The organism is Pseudomonas sp. Pseusp21 (assembly GCF_059492145.1).
Window position 1 is genome coordinate 1,781,798 of record NZ_CP168520.1, and the last position, 16,770, is coordinate 1,798,567.

The following is a 16,770-nucleotide window of genomic DNA, read 5'->3' on the forward strand; positions in this document are numbered from 1 at the left end:
ACACACACGGCATTCCCTCATCAGACATGACGTGGTGGAGATAAGCATGCCGAACGACCGTAGTGAATGGGCGCAGCGCTTCCCCGAATTTCTCGTCGAGGCTGAAACGCTCCTGGCCAAGTCTGAAGAATGCCTCAGCCATCTGCAGCTGATCAGCAATGACAAGGACGCCATCGACTGCATGCTCAGCACCCTCCTCAAGCTGGCGAACAAGGCCGATGCCCTGGGGCTGGAGGCGGTATCCGAATTCTCCCTGCACCTGCATGGCTTGCTCACCCAGGTGCAGGGTCACGTGGATTTGCATGCACAGGCCCTGGAAGCACTGAAGGATTGCTTCACCCTGATGGCCTGGCAACTGGAGCTGGTTGATCCAAGTACCGGGCAATTGGGTCTGGATGAAAGCGAGCAGGTGTCGCTCATCGAAGCCTTTGCCTGCCAGGTCGGCCAGACACACTTTCAATTGCCGCACAACGGCAAGTCCCTGACCCTCGTAGCCTGGTCGGAACGGCAAGCGTAATCGGGCACACCTTGGGCCGCTTGAGCCGGTCAGCTTTCGCAGTCGAATGTCGCAAATGAATAGTTCATGCCTGCCTGCGACCCTCCCGATAAATAATTACACTCGCTGAATGCAGACTACCCTCTGCTGATATCAGGGTTTTCCTGTGTAAAAGAAAACTTGCGACCGCATCGATAATTATCGGGTCAGGTATTTCAACTTTCCATTATGGAACCTTCGTCCAACATGGCCTGTTTCCTGACTCTTTGGACATATAGGGCAAACGCGACCAACGGTATGTTAAGTGGTATTATGCCGGCCGTTAGTTGTTTCAATTAATGGCATTGTGACTTCAATGATCGGTCTCCACCGAAGTTGGCGCTCAATTATTGATCACTGAACCATTTTGAAATCAACAACCTGAATGAACGTTTTCCAGACAGAGACCGCCAGTCCTTCTGACCGGTCTGCCCGCAGCGAACATCCATTGGCTCCATCCGCTATGTACGCCAGTCTCAAGTCAATCACCACATGGCCTCCCTCCCGAGAAAATGCCCGCAGGATTACCCTCCTGCTGTGTACAGGCTCGGCTCTGGGCAGTGTGTTGACCTATGGATTGTCCGCGCAGCTGTCGCTCGGCCTGTTGTTGATCAACGTGGCGGCTGCAGGCTGCGTCTGGACACAACATCGCCTGTCGCGCAAATCCATCAAGTTCCAGCCTCAGGAACTGGCCGACCGTTTGCTGGAAGTCCAGGAAAACGAGCGCCATCGCCTGAGTCGCGAACTGCATGACGATATCGGCCAGTTGTTGACCGCCGCCAAACTGCAAAGCGAATGGCTCAAGCGCCGCTTGCCCGCGGATATGCAGGAACACTGTTCGGTACTTTGCGAGACGCTGGAAGAAACCCTCAACAAGGTGCGCGACGTTTCGGCCATTCTCAACCCGCGGCAATTGACCAGCCTTGGTCTGGAAGCGAGCCTGCGTGCACACCTGCTCAAGGTATTGGCCAATACTTCGGTGCACTGGAGCCTGGACTGCCAGCAGCGCCTGAATGGAATCCCCGAAGAGATGGCCGTCGCAGCGTTTCGCATCACTCAGGAAGCGGTGACCAACATTCTTCGCCATGCGCAGGCCAAAAACCTGTTGATCCGCGTGCAACGTCTGCCACAGGGCCTGACCCTGCTGATCAGCGATGATGGCCTGGGTTTTTCCCCGGCGGCGAACCCTGGTCGCGAAGGACAGCGCGGCATGGCCGGGATGGCAGAACGCATCGAGCAACTGGGCGGTACACTCAGTGTGACCAGCGAGCCCGGCAAAGGTACTCAAATCGAAGCACTATTCCCCTGGGCGCCCCGGGCACTCGAGCGGGCCAGTACGAATAAGGTTATGCGTTGACTTGTAACTTACTTCTGGTGGATGACCACTCGCTGATCAGGGCCGGCGTGCGTGCCCTGGTGCTGGATATTCCCGGCTATGCAGTCATCGGCGAGGCCAATGATGGCTCGCAGCTGCTCGAGATGGTCGAGCTGCTGTCCCCCGATATCGTATTGCTGGACATTTCCATGAAAGAAACCGGCGGGCTGGAAGCCCTGCAGCGACTCAGAAGAGTACGCCCACAGAGCAAAGTGCTGATTCTGTCGATGCACACCGACCCCGCGCTGATCATGCAGGCACTGGAGTCCGGTGCTCACGGTTACCTGCTCAAGGACACCACGGCCACCGAGCTCGAACATGCACTCGAAGCCCTGCGCAACAACGAGCGCTACTTGAGCCCTGCCATCGCCCATACCGTGATCAATCAGGCACTGACCCGCAACCTGAAACAACAGCCGGAAGTCGCCGAGTCGCACAACCTGACCGCACGCCAGCTGGAAATCCTGCGCCTGATCGTGCGTGGCAAATCCACGCGAGAAATCGCCAACGGCCTGGGCTTGAGCATCAAGACGGTCGAAACCCACCGCTCGCAGATCATGAAACGCCTGCAGATCTACGATGTGGCGGGCCTGGTGCTGTTTGCCGTGCGAGAACAGATCATTAGTCTGGACGATTGAGCCTGGGAGTGACGCTCAGCAGCGGTGAGTCCTTCGGCAGATGCACACGCAACGCCCCGGGGCGCGCCGCAAACCGTAAACTTTCGCCCTCCAGGGGCTCGCCGTCGAGATTGATGTAAAGCCCTTCGGCGACCTTGATTTCAACCCATGGCAAACGGGCGCGCACAAACATGTTGTCAATGCCGAAGCCGTCGCTGAGCAGATTTTTCAGTGTGCCAACCAACTCCTGCGGCGCCGGCAGGATGCTGATATCCAAAAGACCATCGTCCACCAGCGCTTCGGGGCACAACACGTGTCCGCCGCCGGCCTGACGGCCATTGCCGATCCCGAGGGCCAGCAACTCGCCTTGCCAATGGAAATCCGGCCCCTGCAACTCACCGTACGCGGCATGCAGTTCACTGAACCGCGTCAAACCGGTGAACAAATAAGCTGCGCCACCCAATACCTTTTTCAGATCTTCCGACGTGTTGGCCGTTACCTGGCTGCCGAATCCTCCGGTCGCCATGTTCAGGAAGATCTGCCCACCGACTTCACCCAGATCGATGTCGTGGGCGGGCGCTTCAAGCAACTCAAGCGCCTCGGTCGGCTCCATCGGAATACCTGCCGCGTGGGAAAAGTCGTTGGCAGTTCCCAGCGGTAAAAGCACCAGACCGGCTTTGCCTGGCTGCGCCGCCAGCGCTTCGGCGATATCACGCAGGGTGCCATCCCCACCGCCGGCGATGATCTGGCGGTATCCCGCCGCCAGCGCCTCTTCCACCAACCGCTGCGCATCGCCGGCCTCCCAGGTCAGACGCACAGCCAGCTCCCAGCCTTGCTCTCGCTTGTTCTCGACAGCGGCACGAACCGCCTCGTTGAGTGCCTGCTTGCCATGCAGAATCAACAATGCCTTGCGTTCACTCATTGCGGTCACTCCCGGAATCAAATTGGTACGCGACATCTTGACCCTCTAGATCGATAAAAAAGTCGTACTTCTTCTGATTAATTCCTGAAGCTCGCCCTCCTCGTCCTACATACCGGTACTTTTTCGTACAGAACGTAAGGAATCGGCTCAATTGACCCAGCCCGGCCATTGGTACAACGTGTGTCGGCGTTAGCGATCTTCAATTCAATTACACAAGGATGTGCATGTAATGAGTGGAAACAGTTTCAGGACTTTCGATATTTTGCATTTCGGCATTTGCCAAGAGAGCCCCACGGCAGCAGGTGGACGTTTCCATGCAAAGCCGTGAAGCAGGACTAGCCGTGAGTCCGGTTGCCTCTCTCTCCGAAAGTCGCGCCAGCCTCAAAGACGAATTCAAATGCAGCGCCAGAAATACCGGAGAAAACAATATGGAACCTCGTGTCACCGAGCTGGAAACTCACCTCAAGTACATTCGACGCGACATGGACGAAGTCAGAGGAGACGTCAAAGCCATCAAGCACCGCCTTGCCTACTCGGCAGGTGCGACAGCGATGGTGCTCGGACTGGTGGGCTGGATCGCCAATAGCCGGTTCGACCAGCTCGTTGCACTGATCAGTCGTTGACTGGCAGAAAGGCAGGCATCGTGTAACCACTGTGCCTGCCTTTTAAATACCTGCGATCAACCGAGAAGCTCGCTGAGTGGAATGAATGGCACCTGGTCTCCTACGGCCAGGACTCGGCCCTCCCGTACCTCCACCAGCCCCTCGGCCCAGGCAGCGCTGCGCAGAACGCCCGAACTCTGGTTACGGTAGATAATCGCTTGCCCCTGCTCCAGGCGCCCTCGCAGAAATTCACGGCGGTTTCCGGCATGAGGCCAGACAAATCCTGCGGGCACCGAAACTTTCAGCGGCTCGACATCCTGCACGCCCTGGCGACGTAACAGATAAGGTCGGGCCAACAAGGCGAAAGTCACCAGTGTCGAGGCAGGATTACCCGGCAACCCAATCACCGGAACACCGCGAAAATGCCCGACCGTCAATGGCTTGCCGGGTTTGATTGCCAGCTTCCAGAGTGTCAGTTCGCCCTCCTCCCTCAATGCGATTCCGAGGAAATCCGCCTCTCCGACCGATACGCCACCGGTCGACAGAATCAGGTCTACATCCTGCAGTTCCCCAAGTCGCGCGCGGGTAGTGGCCAGATCATCAGGCAGAATGCCGGCATCAACCACTTCATATCCCAGGCGCTGCAACCAGCTGCACAAAAGCACCCGGTTGCTGTTGTAGATCTGTCCCGGCCCCAACGTCGTGCCCGGCTCGACCAACTCGTCTCCGGTGGACAAAACCGCCACACGAACCTGGCGAACGACCTCAAGCCCTGCACAACCCAGCGAGGCAGCCAGCCCCAGCTCGATCGGACCGAGCCGAGTTCCTGCAGACAAGACCAGTTCACCGACGGTCGTTTCCTGGCCTTGCGGGCGAATGTTCTGCCCGGCCACCATCGTCTCGATGAAACTCACGCGCTCATCGGCATGAATCTCGACGTTTTCCTGCATTTCGACACAGTCGGCCCCCGCAGGCACCGGCGCGCCGGTAAAGATCCGGGCACAGGTGCCTGGTTTCAAAGGTTCCGGTGCCTGTCCAGCGAAGATCTTCTGACTGACTGGCAACGGCTCACCGGTCCAGTCGGCCAGACTCAAGGCATAACCGTCCATGGCGCTGTTCGGCCAAGGTGGCAGATCCAGCGTCGAAATCAGATCCTTCGCCAGCACTCGCCCCTGAACCTGCGCCAGTGGCAAAAACTCGTACTCGACAATCCGCGAGCTCTCGGCCATTTCCAGCAATCGCGTCAATGCCTCTTCAACAGGCATGAGGCTGCCGGTCTTGCCCGGCTTACCCACGGGATTCACAAGGCGCTGCCTTTTTCAAATGAGTAACGAAATTGCATGGGCGGTGACGTGAGTCCAGTTGCTCGGCGAGGATGCCATCCCAACCGGTGCGCACAGCATTGGTCGAACCAGGCAGGCAGCAGACCAGCGTGCCGTTGGCCAGTCCCGCCAAAGCCCGAGATTGCACGGTGGAAGTGCCGATGTCGGCAACCGATATCTGACGAAAAAGCTCACCAAAACCATCGACCTGCTTGTCCAGCAGGCAAGCAACCGCTTCCGGGGTGCTGTCACGGCCGGTAAAACCGGTGCCGCCGGTAATCAGCACCACTTGCACGACGTCTTCGGCAATCCAGTGGGCAACTTGCGCACGGATCTTGTACAGGTCATCTTTGAGCAGCACGCGCTGCGCCAGATGGTGGCCGGCGGCCGTCAGACGGTCGACGAAGACCTGGCCGGAGGTATCGGTTTCCAGGGTTCGGGTGTCGCTGACCGTCAGCACTGCGATATTGAGCGGTGCGAAAGGTACATCAGCCTTGGCTTTCATAGGCTCGTCCAGTTGTAGGAGAAACAGCCCGGTGTTATATCACAGCGCCCCCTTTTTTCGCCGCCCCTGCGGAGAGTTGCCATGACCTCGAACACGCCATTACCACCTTGCTCCATTCTGTTACTGGCAGGTGGGCGCGGCCAGCGCATGGGCGGCAAGGACAAGGGGCTCGTGGAATGGCACGGTGAACCGTTGATCGCGCATCTTCATCGTAAAGTTCGGTCGTTGACCGATGATCTGATCATCTCCTGCAACCGCAATCGTGAACGCTATGCGCCATTTGCCGACCAGTTGGTATGCGATGACGAGGGAGATTTCCCCGGTCCGTTGGCCGGCATTCGCGCCGGCTTGAAAGCCGCGCGCCACACCCACCTGCTGGTACTGCCCTGCGATGTCCCGCGCATCGATCTTGCGTTGCTGCAGAGCATGCGCGAGGCGGCCAGTCTGAATTCTGAAAAACCTTTAATGTTGCGACATGACGATCACTGGGAACCGCTGCTTTGTGTAATCCCCGTGGCACTCCTGCCCGCCTTCGAAAACGCCTGGAGCGCCGGAGAACGCAGCCCTGGCCGGCTAATGCGCACGCTTGATGCCCAAGCCCTGGTTTGCCCTGACAACGACCCACGCCTGGCCAATCTCAACACCCCTGAACTGTTGAGTTCGCACAACACTGTGTCAGACTGACAGCATTCAAGGAACTTGCACGCCTTGTATACGTCTCAAGCTCAGTAACCAAAAGAATTTCCCTTCGGAGACACACTCATGACTCAACGGACCCTCGCCACTTTCATGCTCGCACTGGGCCTCGCCACCCTCGCCGGTTGCGCTTCGCCAACAGTGATCACCTTGAATGACGGTCGCGAAATCCAGGCTGTCGACGCCCCCAAGTATGATGAAGATTCGGGCTTCTACGAGTTCGAACAACTGGACGGCAAGCACACCCGCATCAACAAGGATCAGGTTCGTACTGTCAAAGAGCTTTAATTCTTCAGTTCGGCACCCGATACAGAAAGCCCGCAATATGCGGGCTTTTTCGTGTCTGACCGAAAACAATCGATAGCGGGATCACCAGTCCAGCGTGATGCGGCTCTCGAACTCGCGGGGCTGCCCCGTAACCGGATCGATGAATCGCAGGCCTTGCGCCAGAAGTTTCAGCGGATTGGCGTAGTCATCCTCAACGTCTTTGAGCACGTCGGGATAAAACGGATCATTGCAGATGCTCGCCCCCAGCGCCGTCATGTGTACCCGCAGTTGATGCTTCTTGCCGGTCACCGGATACAGGCCGTAGCGCCAGAGATCACCATTCCTTTCACGCACCTCCACCGCCGTTTCGGTGTTACTTGCACCCGCCCCCTCCTTCATGCGGAAGAAAGGTTCGCCATCGACGAGACGACTTTTATGTACCAACGGAAAGTCCAGCCCAGGTAACGCAGCCGCAATGGCTTCATAGCGTTTTTCAATCTGCCGCGTCGGGAACAGCGACTGATACGCCGACCGCGTCTGTGGGTTGGCCGAGAAAATCACAAGCCCGGCCGTGTGCCGGTCAATCCGATGCAGCGGCACCAGATGGGGATTGTTCAGGCGCCGGATCAATCGGCGAAGCAACGTCTGCTCGACGTACTCGCCTGCCGGGGTCACCGGAAGGAAATGCGGCTTGTCCGCCACCACCAGATGGTCGTCCGCATACAGGATCGACTCGACCACCGGGATCGGCTTTTCATCCGGTACTTCACGAAAGTAGTGAATGCGCAGCCCTTCCTTGTAGGGCAAGTCCAGCGCAATCGGCTGCCCCTCGCCATCGAGCACCCGGCCCCGAGCGATCCGATCCAGCCATTGATCGCGCCCGATGGCACTGAAATGCTCACACAGGCAGTCGAGCACTGTCCGCCAGCTACCGGGGGGTAGATACAGCGTGCTGGCCTGATTCTGTGCGGCGGAAAATGTGGGTGTGCTGGACATACGGAAAACTCGAACCTTCAAAGCAGAGCGGCATTATCCAACACCCGGCGCAGCAGACCTAGCGCGGAATCAGGCGGGGATCGATTTGAGCGCCGCCGCCTCGGTGAATTCCTTGAGCCAGCGCAACACATCCACGGCGTCCCAACGGCCCGGATCGTACAAGGCGTACAACAATCCCTGATAACCGACCACATCCAGTTGCTTGTGATAACCGGCGCGCTGAAACAAGGCCTCGATCTCGGCAAAGCACGTATTGAAATGCAGCTTGTTGAAGGGAGTCTTGCCTTCCGTGACCAGACCGTCCAGGCGCAATTCGTGGACGGCCTCGCGCACCACGTCAACCGACATCCCGTTCACGCTGCTTTTCAACTGTTCGACATTGACCACGGTGACTCCCTCTGACATCCGGCTTGCCCTGGCGAATGCCCGAAAACGGCATGGCAGGCCAACTCAATTACTGTATGCACATACAGTAACCGAATAACCCGAAAAGTGCCAAGCCGTGATTGAGCGAAGGTGACGAGCGCCATCAATGCAGAAGGAAAAAGACCATTACCGCAGGAATGCCACTACCTGATCGGCGCTGAACGGCCATCCCAGTTCCGCGCCGGTATCGACCCTGCGCAAGACCGGGATTCGCAGGCTGTAGGCCTCGAACCACGACTCATCGTCAGCAATATCCACCAGCTCCACCAGCAGACCATGCTCGACGAAAGGCATCAGTTCGGCCTCCGCGACTTCACACAAATGGCACCCCAGGGTGCCGAACAACTGGCATTCAGGAAGCATGTGCGCTCAACCCCAAAAATCGAGTGATCATTCTAGGCCTGCCCGCAAAGCCCGTCGACCCACCCACCGGGTTCGATCCCGTCCCTCGTAAAACCCTGATGTAAATCAGCCCACAAAATCGCCATTTACGCGATGCTCCGGTGTTTTTTTACCTCTACGCTTGAAGAGCCTGACCTGTCCCGGAGTGCCTTGTGTTTGCCAATCTGCTGATCATTCTGGCGTCGTCCCTGGTGATGATTGCCCTGTTCCGTCGCCTGCGCCTGCCGCCTGTGCTGGGCTACCTGTGCGTGGGCTTGATGGTCGGGCCGAAGGCATTCGACTGGATCAATGAAAGCGAACATCTGCCGGATCTTGCCGAACTGGGCGTGGTGTTTCTGCTGTTTTCCCTGGGGCTGGAGTTCTCCCTGTCGAAAATGATTGCCCTGCGCCAGGTGGTTTTCCGACTGGGCAGCCAGCAGGTGCTGATCACCACATTCCTGCTGGGAGGCGTGCTGATGCTGTTGGGCATGCCTGCTACACCGGCCTTGCTGCTGGGCGCTGGTCTGTCGTTGTCATCCACGGCGATTGTGACCAAGGAACTGAGCAGCCTCGGCGAAATCTTCAGCAGCCATGGCCAGAACGCGGTGGGTGTCCTGTTGTTCCAGGACGTGGTGGCCGTGTTGCTGCTAACGCTGGTGCCGGTGTTCGCCGGCAGCAGTGATCAGGCCTGGTACTGGGCGTTGCCCCTGACCTTGTTGAAGACCGTCTTGCTGTTCTTCGGTTTGTTGCTGGCCAGCCGCTGGCTACTGCCCCGCCTGTTTCAGGAAGTCGCGGCGTCCCGCTCAGCAGAGTTGTTCGTGCTGCTGGCACTGGTGATCGTGTTGCTGACGGCCTGGCTGACCCACCTGCTGGGCCTGTCTCCGGCCCTCGGCGCGTTCCTCGCGGGCATGCTGCTGGGCGAGAGCCATTACCGGCATCAGATCGAGGCCGATATCCGGCCGTTTCGCGACATTCTGCTGGGACTGTTTTTCGTCAGCATCGGCATGCTGATCGACCTGCAACTGTTCGCCAGCCACAGCCTGCTGATTATCGGGATGACCCTGGGTTTGCTGGTGATCAAAGGCCTGGTGGTGGCGCTATTGGTGAAATGGCGCGGCAGCGACAGTGAAACGGCCTGGCGCAGCGGTCTCGCCCTCGCCCAGGGCGGTGAATTCTGCTTCGCCCTGATGGCGCAGATGCAGCAGAGCCGGTTGCTCCCCGCCGAGATCGGCGCCCTGCTGCTCGCCGCCACCTTCTGCTCGATGCTGCTGACGCCCCTGCTGTTACGCGCCGCACCGCGAATCGCCGCCGCCCTGCACCGCAAACCCAATCAGGAAGCGCAGATCGAGGAAATCAGCGCCCTCAATGCCGGGTTCGACGGGCATGTGGTGATCTGTGGCTACGGCCGTGTCGGTCAGTCGATCGGACGCTTCATGCGCAATGCCGGGCAATCCTACGTCGCGCTGGACAACGATCCGGTGCGAATTCAGGAGGCCGCCACCGCCGAACGCGACGTCCACTATGGCGATTCAACCCGCGGCGATCTGTTGATCGCCGTTGGTTTGCTGCGCGCCAGATTGCTGGTGATTGCCGTGGATCAGGCCGATGTGGCCTTGCGGGTTCTCAAGGAGGCCCGACGCCTCAACCCGACAGTGCCGATCCTGGTGCGCACCCGGGACGACAGCCAGTCGGCCGAGTTGAAAGCAGCCGGCGCCAGCGAAGTGGTGCCGGAACTGCTGGAGTCGAGCCTGATGCTCGGTTCCCATGCACTGATCCTGCTGGGGTTTCCTGCGCACCGGGTGCAGGAGAAAGTCGATCAGGTGCGCATCGATCGTTATCGCCTGCTTCACGGCTTTTACCCCGGAGCCGACGATGAGGAGACCTAGTCCTGGCTTACCGCGCCGATCTTGTGCAACGACAGGTCGGCGCCGTAGTACTCCTGTTCCTGGCTCAGGCGCAGACCATGCAGCGCCTTGATCGAGCCATAGACGGCGAAACCGCCGGTCAACGCCACCGCCACACCGAGGGCGGTGCCGATCAACTGGCTGATCAGGCTGACGCCACCGAGCCCGCCCAACGCGGTCGAGCCGAAGATCCCGCAGGCAATGCCGCCCCACACGCCACACAGACCGTGCAACGGCCAGACACCCAGCACGTCATCGATGCGCCATTTGACCTGCGCCGCCGTGAAGCACCAGACAAACAGGGCGCCGGCAATCGCGCCGGTCACCAGCGCGCCAACCGGGTGCATCAGATCGGAACCGGCGCACACCGCCACCAGACCGGCCAGCGGACCGTTGTGCAGAAAGCCCGGGTCGTTGCGACCGACGATCAGCGCCGCCACCGTTCCGCCCACCATGGCCATCAGCGAGTTGACCGCCACCAGCCCGCTGACCCCCTGCAGGGTTTGCGCGCTCATCACGTTGAAGCCAAACCAGCCGACGATCAGAATCCACGACCCCAATGCCAGAAACGGAATGCTCGACGGCGCGAACGCCACCAGCTTGCCATCGCGATAGCGTCCGTTGCGCGGCCCGAGCAGCAGCACTGCCGCCAACGCCAACCAGCCGCCCATGGCATGCACCACCACCGAACCCGCAAAATCATGGAAACCAGCGCCGAACTGTGCGGTCAGCCAGGCTTGCACACCGTAGTTGCCGTTCCAGATCATGCCTTCGAAAAACGGGTAGATGAACGCAACGATCAGCGCCGTGGCGCACAGTTGCGGCACAAACCGCGCTCGCTCGGCGATGCCGCCGGAAATGATCGCCGGGATCGCCGCCGCAAAGGTCAGCAGGAAGAAAAACTTCACCAGTCCATAACCATGATCGGCACTGAGTACCGCCGCCGGTTGCAGGAAGGTCACCCCGTACGAAAGCCAGTAACCTATAAAGAAATAGGCCAGGGTCGACACCGCAAAGTCGCTGAGAATCTTCGACAGCGCATTGACCTGGTTTTTCTGGCGAACCGTTCCGACCTCCAAAAACGCGAAACCGGCGTGCATGGCCAGCACCATGACCGCACCTATCAGAATGAACAACGTGTTGGAACTGTGAACCAGCGTGTCCACAGCGCTTTGCAGATTTTCCATGAGGAGGCAGACCCGAGGCTGAAAAAGGCACCAAAGCGGTTCATGCGCACATTTCATGCACCAAGTTGCGACCATGCAGTCACTGATCCGGCAGGTCGGTGAACCGCTTTGGCGCACAAGGTCGATGGGCTGACATGAACCTTCATCATCCGGGCCAACGTTTGCCCGGTTTTACGCCCGGCAACAGCGCACTGCCACCGATCGACGCACCACGACACAGCAAAGTTTGTACCAGTCATTTGTACTGAACCTTCACTCTTGGCTCATACTCGAACGCTTCAGAACACCGCTTCAGAACGCCACTTACGGAGATCCCCCATGGCCAGCATCAAGGCAAAGACTGCTCAAGAAATCCTGATGAACGACTTCCAGACTCTGGTCAGCGACACTGAACGCTTGCTGGAACACACCGCCACGCTGGCCGGTGATCAGGCTGACGAGCTGCGCGAACAGATCCACGAAAGCCTGCTGCGCGCTCGGGAAACCCTGAAGCTGACCGAAGACACCCTGCGCGAGCGCGGTCAGGCGGCGGTCACCGCCACCGAGGAATATGTATCGGCCAACCCGTGGCAATCGGTGGGCATCGCCGCCGGCGTCGGCTTTCTGATCGGCCTGCTGGCCACTCGGCGCTGATCATGTCGATCGGTGAATCTGGCCCGAATGCGGGCACCGCCTCTTCCACGCGTCGCCTGGGTGCTGCCGTTCTCGGCCTGCTGCACAGCCACGTCGAATTGTTCGGCATCGAACTGCAGGAACAGAAAGCACGCACCGTCAGCCTGTTGCTGTTCGCCGGCCTGGCACTGGTGTTTGCGCTGCTGTTGCTGGTCGGCCTGTCGACGCTTGTCCTGATCGTGTTCTGGGACACGTATCGCCTGGCCGCAATTATTGGTCTGTGCGTGTTCTACACCTTGGCGGCAATCTTTTGCGCGCTGCGTCTCAAAGCCGCGATCTTCGATGAATCCTCGCCTTTCCACGGCACGCTGGAAGAACTGGCCAATGATCGGGAGCGACTGTTGCCATGAACCTGCCTGAACTTCCGCACAACAGCTCACGCCGGGAAATGCGCAAGGCACTGATCCGCCTGCGCATGGAAATGCACCGTCAGGAAATCCGCCATGAAACCGGCCAGGTCCTGCAACCTCTGCAACGCATGCGTGGCATGACGCAAAACCTGCAGGGCGGTTTCGGCATCAAGCACGCGCCGTTGTGGGGCGTGGCGGCCGTGACGCTGCTGGGCTTCATCACCGGTAAAGGGGCCAAAAGCGGTGGCGTAGGCGGTTTGACCCGACTGATCCGCCTGGGCACCAGCCTCGCTCCGCTGATCAAGCTGGTCATGCAGAGTTCGAGCAAGCGCTGAACCTTCGCATCTGGCTGCATTCTTGCAATACCAGCGGGATTGAATCTCTTATCCGGAGGTTCAATCCCGCTTGCCTGTCCGGCCGGCAGAATTCGACCAGAACAAGAACGACAAGGAGGCCCCGTGATCGACGGGCAACCGCTCGCCTGCTTTCAACCTTTCATCGATACCGCCACCGGACGCATTGCCGGGGTCGAGGCACTGGGCCGTCTGCGCCAGGCCGATGGCCAACTGGCGTCGGTCGGACCGCTGTTCGCCGACCCGCGCACCCCGGCCATCGCGCTGCGCCGCATGGACCGGCAGATCCGCGACAACGCGCTGAGTCGACTGCACGAGGCGCCGCCGGACTGGTTTCTCAGCCTGAACATGTCACCGCGCTGGATCAGCCGCTTGCGTGCCGACCAAGCACTGCCCAGCCTGAAGCAACTCGCGCGGCACGGTATCGACCCGCAACGGATTGTTTTCGAGATCACTGAACTGGGCGGTAACAGCCAGCGCCTGACCGAAGTCGTGGCGCGCTACCGCGATGCCGGCGCCCGGATCGCTATCGACGATTTCGGCGCCGGTTATTCGCAGCTCGATCGCGTGCTGGCGTTGCAACCGGACATTCTCAAACTCGACATGCGTCTGTTCCAGGCGGCCGCACTGGGCGGGCCGAGCAGTGACGTGGTCAAGGCCCTCGCGCAAATGGCCGAAAAGACCGGCTGCTGGATCATTGCCGAAGGCGTGGAAACTGCGGCGCAACTGAATTTCGCGCTGGAATGCGGATCGCGCTACGTGCAGGGTTTTCTGTTCGCCCGGGCGCAGGAGGCGCTTTTCGGTACGAATGACTTCGTGGAGCGCTTTGCCGAGCTGCGCCAGTCTTACGTGCGTCAGAAGCTGGCCGAGCGCAGCAAGCTGATGTTCATGCGCCAGCAGCTCAGCGAACTCATGACCATCCTCCAAACCTGGGCCCAGGCCCGCGCTCCGCTCAGCGCCCTGCCACAGCTCGACGCCTTCCCCTGGCTGCTGCGTTTTTATCAATGTGACCGCCACGGCACCCAACTGACGCCAAACCTGGAGTGGCGCCCCAGCGGCTGGGTCGCCGACAATCGCTATCTGGGTCACAACTGGTCGTGGCGCCCCTACTTCTATCACCTGCTGGCCGAAGGCTGGGAGGAACGGCGCCTGACCCTTTCCAACACCTACCGCGACGCCACCAGCAACCAGTATTGCCTGACCGCCGGACAGTTTTTCGATAACGGCGAGCGCCTGCTGTTGATCGACATCGATGCGGCGGGGCTGTAGTTGCGCTTGCAGATGCCAGCCTGAACCGGGAAGCTAGGGAATCAGTCACCAGACGGAGAGAATCAGCCTTGGATTGGCATACCCTGCTCAACCGCGAACGTCTCGGCAAACCGTTGCACAGCCCGCAGGAACTTGGCCGCAGCCCGTTCCATAAAGACCATGACCGCATCATCTTCTCCGGCGCCTTCCGCCGTCTGGGGCGCAAGACCCAGGTGCATCCGGTGTCGAGCAACGACCACATTCACACCCGCCTGACCCACTCGCTGGAAGTCAGTTGCGTCGGCCGCTCTCTGGGCATGCGCGTCGGCGAAACCCTGCGTCGCGCCTTGCCTGAATGGTGCGATCCGAGCGATCTGGGCATGGTGGTTCAATCGGCCTGTCTGGCACACGACATCGGCAACCCGCCGTTCGGCCATTCCGGCGAAGACGCGATCCGTCACTGGTTCCAGCAGGCTGCGGGCCGCGGCTGGCTGGATGCGATGAGCGATGCCGAACGAGGGGATTTCCTGAACTTCGAAGGCAACGCCCAAGGCTTCCGGGTACTCACGCAACTGGAGTATCACCAGTTCGACGGCGGGACCCGGCTGACCTACGCCACACTCGGGACCTATCTGAAATACCCTTGGACAGCCCGTCACGCCGACTCCCTCGGTTACAAGAAGCATAAGTTCGGCTGCTACCAGAGCGAGCTGCCGTTGCTGGAGCAGATCGCCCACAAGCTGGGTCTGCCGCAACTGGAAGAGCAACGTTGGGCGCGCCATCCTCTGGTGTATCTGATGGAGGCGGCGGACGACATCTGCTACGCCTTGATCGATCTGGAGGATGGCCTGGAAATGGAGCTGCTCGATTACGCCGAAGTCGAGTCGCTGCTGCTCGGTCTGGTCGGTGATGACCTGCCGGAAACCTATCGCCAGCTCGGCCCGCAGGATTCGCGCCGGCGCAAACTGGCGATCCTGCGCGGCAAGGCCATCGAACACCTGACCAACGCCGCCGCCCGGGCCTTCGTCGAACAACAGGACGCACTGCTGGCCGGTACGCTGTCGGGGGATCTGGTGGAACACATGCACGGCCCGGCCAAGCGTTGCGTGTTGAACGCCAAGGACATCGCCCGCAAGAAAATCTTCCAGGACAAGCGCAAGACCCTGCACGAGATCGGCGCCTACACGACCCTGGAGATTCTGCTCAACGCCTTCTGTGGTGCGGCCCTGGAACAGCACAACGGCCGCACGCCGTCGTTCAAGAGCCGCCGGATTCTCGATCTGCTGGGCAACAACGCACCGGATCCGCACGGCCCCTTGCACGCGTCGTTCCTGCGCATGATCGACTTCATCGCCGGCATGACCGACAGCTACGCCAGTGACATGGCGTTGGAAATGACCGGACGCTCCAGCCATTGACGCCTGCTGCCCGGCCGATCCGCAATAGGGCGGTCGGGCAACGCAGACGCATATGCCGATCATTTTCCCTCTGCAGGTGTATTCAGTTGCAAGGGACAAAGATAACCAGAAGTCAACTAATGACACTCATTGAAAGCCTTTAGCCGGTAAACTTTCTCTGGCCGCCATAAACTTTATAAATTCCCGCCATTGAACATCTCACGCGCTTACCTACGCCAAACCTAGTTAACCCGTAGTCTGATTCCTCTTTATTTGTAGGACTTATCCTAGATTGCCGCTAACGCCCTGAGGGTTCATGCGGCTGTTCATTCGATTGAGCTAAGGTTCGCCCTTTATTTGCGCTCGTATGGGATTTGATTATGAACTCCGTTTTTATTGTCGACGATCACCCGGTCATCCGCCTCGCCGTTCGAATGCTGCTTGAGCATGAAGGTTATAAAGTCGTCGGAGAAACCGATAACGGTGTCGATGCCATGCAGATGATTCGCGAATGCATGCCCGACCTGATCATTCTCGACATCAGCATTCCCAAGCTCGATGGCCTGGAAGTCCTGGCCCGCTTCAATGCCATGAGCTCGCCATTCAAGACGCTGGTACTGACTGCGCAATGCCCGACTCTGTTCGGCATTCGCTGTATGCAGTCAGGTGCATCGGGTTACGTGTGCAAGCAGGAAGACCTGAGTGAACTGGTCAGTGCGATCAAAGCTGTTCTTTCCGGTTACAACTACTTCCCCAGCCAGGCCTTGAACCCTGTTCGTCATGACGACGTGCGCTATGCAGAACTGGAACTTTTCAAATCAGTCAATGATCGGGAACTCATGGTTTTGCAACTTTTCGCCCAAGGCCGTACAAACAAGGAAATTGCCAAAGGCATGTTTCTCAGCAACAAGACAGTCAGCACTTACAAGAAACGACTGATGCAAAAACTGAAGGCCAAGTCTCTCGTAGAACTTATCGAAATGGCCAAACGTAACGCACTCGTGTGAGAGCCAAC

20 protein-coding genes are annotated in these 16,770 nt (G+C 59.2%); 13 read left to right on the forward strand and 7 right to left on the reverse strand.

Annotated elements, in window-relative coordinates:
- The first annotated feature begins 46 nt into the window (after positions 1 to 46).
- The 3 genes from ACEN93_RS07900 to ACEN93_RS07910 all read left to right on the forward strand — a co-directional run bounded on the left by ACEN93_RS07900 (position 47) and on the right by ACEN93_RS07910 (position 2,548).
- Positions 47 to 517, forward strand: a complete 471-nt coding sequence (locus tag ACEN93_RS07900; protein WP_039770405.1) for a hypothetical protein — start codon at positions 47 to 49, stop codon at positions 515 to 517.
- Positions 518 to 998: 481 nt separating this feature from the next.
- Positions 999 to 1,892 carry a sensor histidine kinase gene (locus ACEN93_RS07905; RefSeq protein WP_039770407.1) on the forward strand — a complete coding sequence of 298 codons (894 nt, stop codon included), beginning with the start codon at positions 999 to 1,001 and terminating at the stop codon, positions 1,890 to 1,892.
- Positions 1,889 to 2,548, forward strand: a complete 660-nt coding sequence (locus tag ACEN93_RS07910; protein WP_039770409.1) for a response regulator transcription factor — start codon at positions 1,889 to 1,891, stop codon at positions 2,546 to 2,548. Before ACEN93_RS07905 ends, ACEN93_RS07910 begins: the two co-directional genes overlap by 4 nt.
- On the opposite strand, the gene yegS is transcribed toward ACEN93_RS07910, so the two are convergent.
- Positions 2,532 to 3,449, reverse strand: coding sequence for a lipid kinase YegS (yegS, locus tag ACEN93_RS07915; protein ID WP_039770721.1), 918 nt, complete (start codon positions 3,447 to 3,449; stop codon positions 2,532 to 2,534). The genes ACEN93_RS07910 and yegS overlap by 17 nt on opposite strands.
- A 314-nt stretch (positions 3,450 to 3,763) precedes the next feature.
- On the opposite strand from yegS, the gene ACEN93_RS07920 reads away from it, so the two are divergent.
- Positions 3,764 to 4,072 carry a hypothetical protein gene (locus tag ACEN93_RS07920; RefSeq protein ID WP_170844867.1) on the forward strand — a complete coding sequence of 103 codons (309 nt, stop codon included), beginning with the start codon at positions 3,764 to 3,766 and terminating at the stop codon, positions 4,070 to 4,072.
- Between the two features lie 56 nt (positions 4,073 to 4,128).
- Here ACEN93_RS07920 and ACEN93_RS07925 read toward each other — a convergent pair whose 3' ends face one another.
- Together ACEN93_RS07925 and moaB are read right to left on the reverse strand one after the other, a co-directional pair.
- Entirely contained in the window at positions 4,129 to 5,355 is a 1,227-nt protein-coding gene (locus ACEN93_RS07925; RefSeq protein WP_414881443.1) for a molybdopterin molybdotransferase MoeA, read from the reverse strand.
- Positions 5,339 to 5,878, reverse strand: a complete 540-nt coding sequence (gene moaB, locus ACEN93_RS07930) for a molybdenum cofactor biosynthesis protein B (protein WP_064598275.1) — start codon at positions 5,876 to 5,878, stop codon at positions 5,339 to 5,341. Before moaB ends, ACEN93_RS07925 begins: the two co-directional genes overlap by 17 nt.
- An 81-nt stretch (positions 5,879 to 5,959) precedes the next feature.
- On the opposite strand from moaB, the gene mobA reads away from it, so the two are divergent.
- Both mobA and ACEN93_RS07940 read left to right on the forward strand, forming a co-directional pair.
- Positions 5,960 to 6,562, forward strand: coding sequence for a molybdenum cofactor guanylyltransferase MobA (mobA, locus tag ACEN93_RS07935; RefSeq protein WP_414881444.1), 603 nt, complete (start codon positions 5,960 to 5,962; stop codon positions 6,560 to 6,562).
- Positions 6,563 to 6,640: 78 nt separating this feature from the next.
- The gene (locus tag ACEN93_RS07940) at positions 6,641 to 6,862 is read left to right on the forward strand and encodes a YgdI/YgdR family lipoprotein (protein WP_039770418.1); all 222 of its coding nucleotides are present in this window, start codon (positions 6,641 to 6,643) and stop codon (positions 6,860 to 6,862) included.
- A gap of 81 nt (positions 6,863 to 6,943) precedes the next feature.
- On the opposite strand, the gene ACEN93_RS07945 is transcribed toward ACEN93_RS07940, so the two are convergent.
- The 3 genes from ACEN93_RS07945 to ACEN93_RS07955 form a co-directional block, all read right to left on the reverse strand.
- Complete coding sequence (locus tag ACEN93_RS07945; protein WP_103386340.1) at positions 6,944 to 7,837, reverse strand: pseudouridine synthase; 894 nt, start codon at positions 7,835 to 7,837, stop codon at positions 6,944 to 6,946.
- Between the two features lie 69 nt (positions 7,838 to 7,906).
- Positions 7,907 to 8,224, reverse strand: a complete 318-nt coding sequence (locus tag ACEN93_RS07950; protein WP_007955735.1) for a hypothetical protein — start codon at positions 8,222 to 8,224, stop codon at positions 7,907 to 7,909.
- 165 nt (positions 8,225 to 8,389) lie between these two features.
- Positions 8,390 to 8,626, reverse strand: coding sequence for a glutaredoxin family protein (locus tag ACEN93_RS07955; RefSeq protein WP_007955734.1), 237 nt, complete (start codon positions 8,624 to 8,626; stop codon positions 8,390 to 8,392).
- Between the two features lie 191 nt (positions 8,627 to 8,817).
- Here ACEN93_RS07955 and ACEN93_RS07960 point away from each other — a divergent pair, with 191 nt between their 5' ends.
- Positions 8,818 to 10,530, forward strand: coding sequence for a cation:proton antiporter (locus ACEN93_RS07960; protein WP_495611282.1), 1,713 nt, complete (start codon positions 8,818 to 8,820; stop codon positions 10,528 to 10,530).
- Here ACEN93_RS07960 and ACEN93_RS07965 read toward each other — a convergent pair.
- Positions 10,527 to 11,735: an ammonium transporter gene (locus ACEN93_RS07965; protein WP_103386342.1), complete on the reverse strand. Its 1,209-nt coding sequence runs from the start codon at positions 11,733 to 11,735 to the stop codon at positions 10,527 to 10,529. The genes ACEN93_RS07960 and ACEN93_RS07965 overlap by 4 nt on opposite strands.
- Before the next feature lie 318 nt (positions 11,736 to 12,053).
- Here ACEN93_RS07965 and ACEN93_RS07970 point away from each other — a divergent pair, with 318 nt between their 5' ends.
- The 6 genes from ACEN93_RS07970 to ACEN93_RS07995 all read left to right on the forward strand — a co-directional run bounded on the left by ACEN93_RS07970 (position 12,054) and on the right by ACEN93_RS07995 (position 16,762).
- A complete protein-coding gene (locus ACEN93_RS07970; protein ID WP_007955729.1) occupies positions 12,054 to 12,368 on the forward strand; it encodes an ElaB/YgaM/YqjD family protein in 315 nt (104 codons plus the stop codon).
- A gap of 2 nt (positions 12,369 to 12,370) precedes the next feature.
- Positions 12,371 to 12,757 carry a phage holin family protein gene (locus ACEN93_RS07975; RefSeq protein WP_074687963.1) on the forward strand — a complete coding sequence of 129 codons (387 nt, stop codon included), beginning with the start codon at positions 12,371 to 12,373 and terminating at the stop codon, positions 12,755 to 12,757.
- Positions 12,754 to 13,092 carry a hypothetical protein gene (locus ACEN93_RS07980; protein ID WP_039770424.1) on the forward strand — a complete coding sequence of 113 codons (339 nt, stop codon included), beginning with the start codon at positions 12,754 to 12,756 and terminating at the stop codon, positions 13,090 to 13,092. Before ACEN93_RS07975 ends, ACEN93_RS07980 begins: the two co-directional genes overlap by 4 nt.
- A 123-nt stretch (positions 13,093 to 13,215) precedes the next feature.
- Positions 13,216 to 14,379: an EAL domain-containing protein gene (locus tag ACEN93_RS07985; RefSeq protein WP_039770425.1), complete on the forward strand. Its 1,164-nt coding sequence runs from the start codon at positions 13,216 to 13,218 to the stop codon at positions 14,377 to 14,379.
- A gap of 68 nt (positions 14,380 to 14,447) precedes the next feature.
- The gene (locus tag ACEN93_RS07990) at positions 14,448 to 15,776 is read left to right on the forward strand and encodes a deoxyguanosinetriphosphate triphosphohydrolase (RefSeq protein WP_495611283.1); all 1,329 of its coding nucleotides are present in this window, start codon (positions 14,448 to 14,450) and stop codon (positions 15,774 to 15,776) included.
- 359 nt (positions 15,777 to 16,135) lie between these two features.
- Complete coding sequence (locus tag ACEN93_RS07995) at positions 16,136 to 16,762, forward strand: response regulator transcription factor (RefSeq protein WP_039770429.1); 627 nt, start codon at positions 16,136 to 16,138, stop codon at positions 16,760 to 16,762.
- Positions 16,763 to 16,770 lie beyond the last annotated feature (8 nt).